Raw genomic sequence first — 6,655 nt, 5'->3', positions numbered from 1 at the left:
AGACGGCTTTTGCCGCTTCGTGACAGGGTCACGCCCAGCTAATAAAGATCCTATCTCAACAGCCCGGATCCCAGCCTCCAGATATAACGCATTACATAACACCTGAGCAGGAAACTGTTCAGGCAGAATATGCGGCAGCACCTTTTTTGCATCAACAAAGACTGCATGCCCACCCGCAGGTAACTGGATCGGCACTCCCCCTTCCTGAAGCTGGCATGCCAGGTACTCAACCTGTTTAATTCTGTAGGTGAGAAAATCCTCATCCAGCCCCTCATAAAGGCCACGCGCGAGTGCCTCCATATCTCTGCCAGCCATGCCACCATAAGTAATAAAACCTTCCATGGGTACACAGCGGGTTTGTACATCCTGAAACAAGGCTCGATCATTGCGAATAGCACATAACCCACCGATATTAACCATGGGATCTTTCTTGGCTGACAGCGTTAGCATGTCGGCGTACTGGTACATCTCGGCAACAATCTGTTTAATCGAATGATCCTGATAACCAGCCTCCCTGTGTTTGATAAACCAAGCGTTTTCACAGAACCTGGCCGAATCCATGATCAGCGGAATTTGATACTGTTTGGCTACCTGATAAACCGCTTTCAGGTTTTCCATTGACACCGGCTGCCCCCCTGTACTGTTACAGGTTATGGTGACAATAATCCCCGCAATATTCTCCGCATGATAGTGAGCAATACATGCTTTCAGTTTCTCTAGATCAATATTGCCCTTCCAGTCATAAAGAAGATCAGTATCAAATGCCCTTTCATCCACGATATTAATGGCCTTGCCCCCGACCAACTCCACATGAGCCGCTGTAGTATCGAAATGAAAATTAGAAAGAAAAACGGGTTGTTGACCGCCACGCTCCTGCCGCATTTTTTCAACCAGGCACGGAAACAGTATTTGCTCTGCACCACGTCCCTGATGAGTCGGCACAAAGTCACAGTAGCCAAAAATATCTTCAACGGCAGCCTGAAGGTGATAGAAATTCCGGCCCCCCGCATAAGCTTCATCCCCCAGCATTAATCCGGCCCATTGTGAATCACTCATGGCACTGGTACCGGAGTCGGTCAGCAGGTCGATATAGACATCTTCACTTCTCAGCGCAAAAGGGTTGTAACCCGCTAGCCTCAACGCATCTTGCCTCTCCGCCAGAGTTGTCATCCGAATAGGCTCTACCATTTTTATACGAAAGGGTTCAGGAATACGTTTCATCGGCGCCTCCTCGTCCTCATCACTAACTATAGGCGTTACCTAATTTGACGAATACCCTTCGCCTTCCTACGTTAAATATATCAGCCACCTATAAAGCCTTATTGCTTCAAACTGAGCTTGAGACGACTCAGACGACTTTAAAGGCACCAACAACATTATCCGGCTGCTCTAACAGTTAACAGGGATGCCAGCATTATGGAACCAAGAGACGTCAAGACGATCGACGACGCCAAAGCCATTATCAATGACCGCGGCCTCACACACGTCAAAGTCGGGTTATTTGACAATGACGGTGTCATGCGCGGCAAATATATGTCGAAAAGCAAATTTTTCTCTTCGCTCGAACACGGGTTCGCTTTTTGTGATGTCGTCCTTGGATGGGATGTTAAAGATCAACTTTATGACAACACCCAATATACTGGCTGGCATACCGGCTACCCCGATGCCCCCGTTCGTATAATTCCAGACAGCTGTCGAGACGTCCTCGATGAAGACGGAATGCTGTTGTTTATTGCCGAGTTTGCCGGAAAAGCCGAATCGATTTGCCCCAGGGCCACACTAAGAAAAGTGATCGACAATGCCGGCGAGATGGGGTTTGATGCCATGGCCGCCCTTGAGTATGAGTTTTTTCTCTTCAATGAAACCCCGCACTCCGCCAGAGAAAAGGGCTTCAGGAACTTAGAAACCGTCACCCCTGACTGGTTTGGCTATTCAATGATCCGCAACTCTACCTACTCGGATTTATACAAAAGTATTCTTGCCATGGCCGAAACCATGAACTTTCCGATAGAGGGGATCCACTCGGAAACGGGCCCCGGTGTAATAGAAGCCGCTATTGCCGTCGACCATGCCGAAGCGGCTGGTGACAAAGCCGCACTATTTAAGACCTATATGAAAGTGCTGGCGCAAAAGCAAAACTTGTTGGCGACCTTTATGGCGAAATGGAGCAATGATTATCCCGGCCAGAGTGGCCACATTCACCTTTCATTACAGAACAAAGACGGTTCGTCAGCGTTTTTTGACTCTGACCAGCCTCATACCATGAGCCAGATCCAACGCCATTTTCTCGCTGGTCAGCAACGGCTGATGCCCGAACTGTTGTGTATGATAGCTCCCTCCGTCAACAGCTATAGCCGGATGATCCCCGGATTCTGGGCACCTACAGATGCTACCTGGGGTATCGAAAACCGCACCACAGCCTTACGGGTGATATCAGGCTCGCCTAAAAGTCAACGTATCGAATACCGAATTGGCGCCGCTGACGCCAACCCCTACCTTGCGCTTGCAGCAGCACTCGGTTCTGGCCTGTATGGCATCGCACAGGAATGGGAGCCCTATGACGCTGTTACCGGCAATGCCTATGAACAGCCCCACCCTGAAGAGCTGGAACTACCTCGTACCCTATGGGATGCAACCCAGCGCTTCAAAGCTTCGCAGGCTGCTCGCGAGCTGTTTGGTGATGCCTTTGTAGAGCATTTCGCAGCATCACGAGAATGGGAAGACAGAGAATTTAGAAAGCATGTTACTGATTGGGAACTCAACCGCTATTTCGAAATCATCTGAGGCAAGCAGGCATGACACATCAACCTGATGAAACCACAATCTTACAAACAGTTTCCCCGGCGGATAATAGCATCGTTGTCACCCAGCCGTTAGCCAGCCAGGAAGACATCATTGCTACACTGGAACGGGCAAATATCTCGCAAAGTCACTGGCGACAAACATCGCTCTCACAGCGGAAAGCCTATTGCACCAGAGCCATTGATGCCCTGCTGACCCACAAGGAGATGATTGCCTGCGAGATCAGCTGGATGATGGGACGCCCTATTCGCTATAGCAGTAGCGAACTAAGAGGCGTTGAAGAACGAGCTCGTTATATGATCTCCATCTGTGACGAGGCGCTTGAGCCTATCACCCTAAATAAAAAGCCAGGGTTTACACGCTATATCAAACATGAACCTCTCGGAACTGTCTTTGTTATCGCCCCCTGGAACTATCCCTACCTCACCGCTATCAACTCGATCATTCCGGCTCTTCTCGCGGGTAATGCCGTAATACTCAAGCATTCCTCACAGACGCCATTATGTGCTGAGCGACTACAGCAGGCCTTTGATGAGGCCGGGTTGCCCAAAGGCGTATTCCAGCATCTCTTTCTCAATCATGAAGATACCGAACAACTGATCGCCAGCGAACAGATACAGCACGTGGTCTTTACCGGTTCGGTATCTGGTGGCAGGATGGTCGAGAAAGCAGCGGCCGGGCACTTCCACAACATAGGCCTAGAACTGGGTGGTAAAGATCCCGCGTATATCCGTGCCGATGCCGATCTGGATCATGCGGTATCCACAGTCGTCGAGGGTGCTCTGTTTAACGGTGGACAATCATGTTGTGGCATCGAACGAGTATATGTCGATGCCACTATTCATGATGAGTTCGTCAGTCGTGCCATACAGGAAATTCATGCTTACCAGCTTGGCTCGCCACTTGAATACGAGACCACTCTAGGCCCCTTGGTGCGAACATCAGCCGCCGATTTCGTCCGGGAGCAAATTCAGCAGGCTATAGAGATGGGAGCGACGGCCCACATCAATGAATCTGACTTTCCTGCCAGCAAACCGGGTACGCCATATTTAGCCCCCCAGTTGCTGACTGATGTCACTCACCAGATGCGCGTCATGACCGAAGAGACGTTCGGCCCGGTTGTTGCCATCCAGAAAGTACATTCCGATCATGAGGCCGTTACGCTGATGAATGACAGCGAATTCGGGCTTACCGCCAGCATTTTTACCCGTAATACCAAGCAGGCCGTAAAACTGGGAGAGCAGTTGGACGTCGGCACGTTTTTTGTCAACCGCTGCGACTACCTTGATCCGGCGCTTGCCTGGGCGGGTGTTAAGCACTCCGGGCGCGGGTGCGCCTTGTCAAAACTTGGGTTTGAAACCCTGACTCGACCTAAATCATTTCATATCAAGCACCTTCAGGAGTAACCGTTATGCTCGAGGCGCATTGGCACTACCCCACCGCAATGACAGTTGGTGAACATTGTTCCGACCGGCTTGCTCAGTACTGTAAAGAAGCTGGCATCCATAAACCCTTGATGGTGACTGACCCCATCCTGGCTGACAGCAAAATGGTTCGAAATGCCCTTGCTCAATGTCGCCATGCCGATCTGGAGATTCAGATATTTCACGGCGTTCAAGGAAACCCAACCGGGCAGAATGTCGAAGCCGGGATACGCCATTACCAGGACGGTAAACATGACGGCATTATTGCTTTTGGTGGAGGATCCAGTATAGACGCCGCCAAGGCAATTGCACTGGCGGCAAATCAGTCTCTCCCACTTTGGGAGTTTGAAGATAAGGGAGACAACTGGCAGAAAGCCGATGCCAATGTTATTGCGCCGGTTATCGCCATACCAACTACAGCAGGTACCGGCTCGGAAGTCGGCCGAGCCTCAGTGATCACCGATGAAAGCCAACAGGTAAAAAGAATCATTTTTCACCCCAAGATGATGCCTGTACGCGTCTTGCTTGATCCTGCACTCACCACCGCACTTCCACAACCGTTGACAGCCGCAACCGGAATGGATGCCCTGTCGCATAACCTGGAAGCTTTCTGTTCGCCGTCCTATCATCCGATGGCCGAGGCCATTTCTCTCGAAGCTATGCGGATGATCATGCACTACCTTCCCGTCGCCTATCTTGACGGTAACAATATTCAGGCCCGCACCCAAATGCTCGTTGCATCTACAATGGGAGCTACCGCCTTCCAGAAAGGCCTCGGCGCAATGCATGCCCTCGCTCACGCATTAGGTGCAGTATATAACCAGCACCACGGGCTGCTTAACGCCATTCTTATGCCCTATGTTCTCACCGCCAACCGCCCCAGAATCAACGAGAAAATGGCGCGCCTGGGTCGATATCTTGCCCTGTCCGAGCCTGACTTTGACGGTGTTATGGCGTGGGTACTATCTCTCCGGGAAGAACTGGCCATTCCCCATACTCTGGCTGAAATTGGAATCGATAACCAACAAGCTCATCGTATCGGTGAAATGGCTGCGGCAGATGCGGCAGCAGCTGGCAATCCTGTGCCCTTCGGCGCCTCGCAGTATACAGATATCTTTAGCCGTGCCGTTAGCGGCAACCTAACTGACTGAGGCGCTATGAGACTGGGTATTTTACTCTGTGACGATGTTAGACCAGAACTGCAAAAACAGCATGGCAACTACCCGGAAATGTTCAGCGAGCTATTTCGCCAAGTAGATTCAGACATCGTTCTTCACTTCTATCGGGTTATCGACGGCCAATATCCGGACTCACTCGATGAGTGCGATGCCTATATCAGTTCGGGCAGCAAGTACAGCGTCTACGATGACATCAGATGGATCCGCACGTTTGAAGCCTTCATCCACCAGCTGTACCAACAACATATTCCTTTTGTCGGCATTTGTTTCGGCCACCAGATGATTGCCAGGGCACTTGGCGGCGAGGTTTGTCGCTCGGACAAAGGCTGGGGGCTTGGCGTTGCCGAGGTGGAGCTTCAACTTGACGAAGTCAGCAAACATAGCTGGCTCACACCAGCAGTGAGGAGCTACTCACTGCTGGTCAGCCATCAGGACCAAGTCATTGAACCACCCAAGCATACACGGGTACTGGCTGGTAGTGCATTTTGCCCCTACGCAATGATTCAGGTTGGTAGTCACTTTCTTGGTATTCAGGGACACCCGGAGTTTACTCCCGAATACAGCCACGATCTGATCAAATTAAGACGTGATAGCTATCCACCGCAAGTTTCAAAGCACGCCTTACTTTCATTAAACCAACCTACCGACTACATAGGTGTCACCCAATGGATGATTAACTTTATCAAACTTCGCCACCTGAACTTCTCTCGCTAGAACAGCGTGTAGCAAGGCGATATATTATTCGAAATATCCGAACATCTTCTTCTACCGGGAGTTATGGTGGTCAGTACCAGTTTCTCTACAATTAGTTATATCAAACAGATAAATGCCCGGTTTGATATAACCGCAGGAGAAACAGCAATGTACCATGCTCATATATATTTTGATCTTTCCCAACAACCACTTGCTGAACAGATCCATCAACAGATCAGACTAAGCAGAGCAGACACTACCGCAATATTTCCGTTGGTTAGAAAGAAAGTAGGCCCCCATGTGAAGCCAATGTTTGAGGTACACTTCAACGATAATCAATTTGGTTTCATCGAATGGCTCGAACAACATCGCGCCGGGCTTTCTGTGTTGATCCACCCGGTTACCGGCAATGATCTCGCCGATCATACCCGCGATGCTATCTGGCTTGGTGAAAGGCTCAGCGTCCGTACAGAAATCTTCGGGCACCACTAACAACTAATGACTTTAAAAGCCTTTCTAGGAATAACAGTTAATCCACTGTTTTATCTTTTCTTCGAA

Annotated in this window: 6 protein-coding genes; 5 read left to right on the top strand and 1 reads right to left on the bottom strand. The window is 50.2% G+C overall.

What is annotated here, in order from left to right; genetic code table 11:
• The coding region (locus MHN01_RS12455) for a tryptophanase (RefSeq protein ID WP_239411644.1) at positions 1-1,221 on the bottom strand (1,221 nt) is incomplete at its 3' end.
• 195 nt (positions 1,222-1,416) lie between these two features.
• Between MHN01_RS12455 and MHN01_RS12450 the strand changes: the two genes are divergently transcribed.
• The 5 genes from MHN01_RS12450 (at position 1,417) to MHN01_RS12430 (ending at position 6,589) form a co-directional block, all read left to right on the top strand.
• Complete coding sequence (locus MHN01_RS12450; RefSeq protein WP_239411643.1) at positions 1,417-2,784, top strand: glutamine synthetase family protein; 1,368 nt, start codon at positions 1,417-1,419, stop codon at positions 2,782-2,784.
• Positions 2,785-2,795: 11 nt separating this feature from the next.
• A complete protein-coding gene (locus MHN01_RS12445) occupies positions 2,796-4,208 on the top strand; it encodes an aldehyde dehydrogenase family protein (protein ID WP_239411642.1) in 1,413 nt (470 codons plus the stop codon).
• A 5-nt stretch (positions 4,209-4,213) separates the two neighbouring features.
• Positions 4,214-5,377 carry an iron-containing alcohol dehydrogenase gene (locus MHN01_RS12440; RefSeq protein WP_239411641.1) on the top strand — a complete coding sequence of 388 codons (1,164 nt, stop codon included), beginning with the start codon at positions 4,214-4,216 and terminating at the stop codon, positions 5,375-5,377.
• Positions 5,378-5,383: 6 nt separating this feature from the next.
• Complete coding sequence (locus MHN01_RS12435; RefSeq protein ID WP_239411640.1) at positions 5,384-6,118, top strand: GMP synthase; 735 nt, start codon at positions 5,384-5,386, stop codon at positions 6,116-6,118.
• A 147-nt stretch (positions 6,119-6,265) separates the two neighbouring features.
• Positions 6,266-6,589 carry a DOPA 4,5-dioxygenase family protein gene (locus tag MHN01_RS12430; protein ID WP_239411639.1) on the top strand — a complete coding sequence of 108 codons (324 nt, stop codon included), beginning with the start codon at positions 6,266-6,268 and terminating at the stop codon, positions 6,587-6,589.
• Positions 6,590-6,655: the final 66 nt, after the last annotated feature.

The organism is Photobacterium sp. OFAV2-7 (genome assembly GCF_022347985.1).
GTDB lineage: Bacteria > Pseudomonadota > Gammaproteobacteria > Enterobacterales > Vibrionaceae > Photobacterium.
The sequence above is the reverse complement of the archived record's forward strand: the minus strand, read 5'-3'. Positions and strand labels throughout refer to the sequence as shown.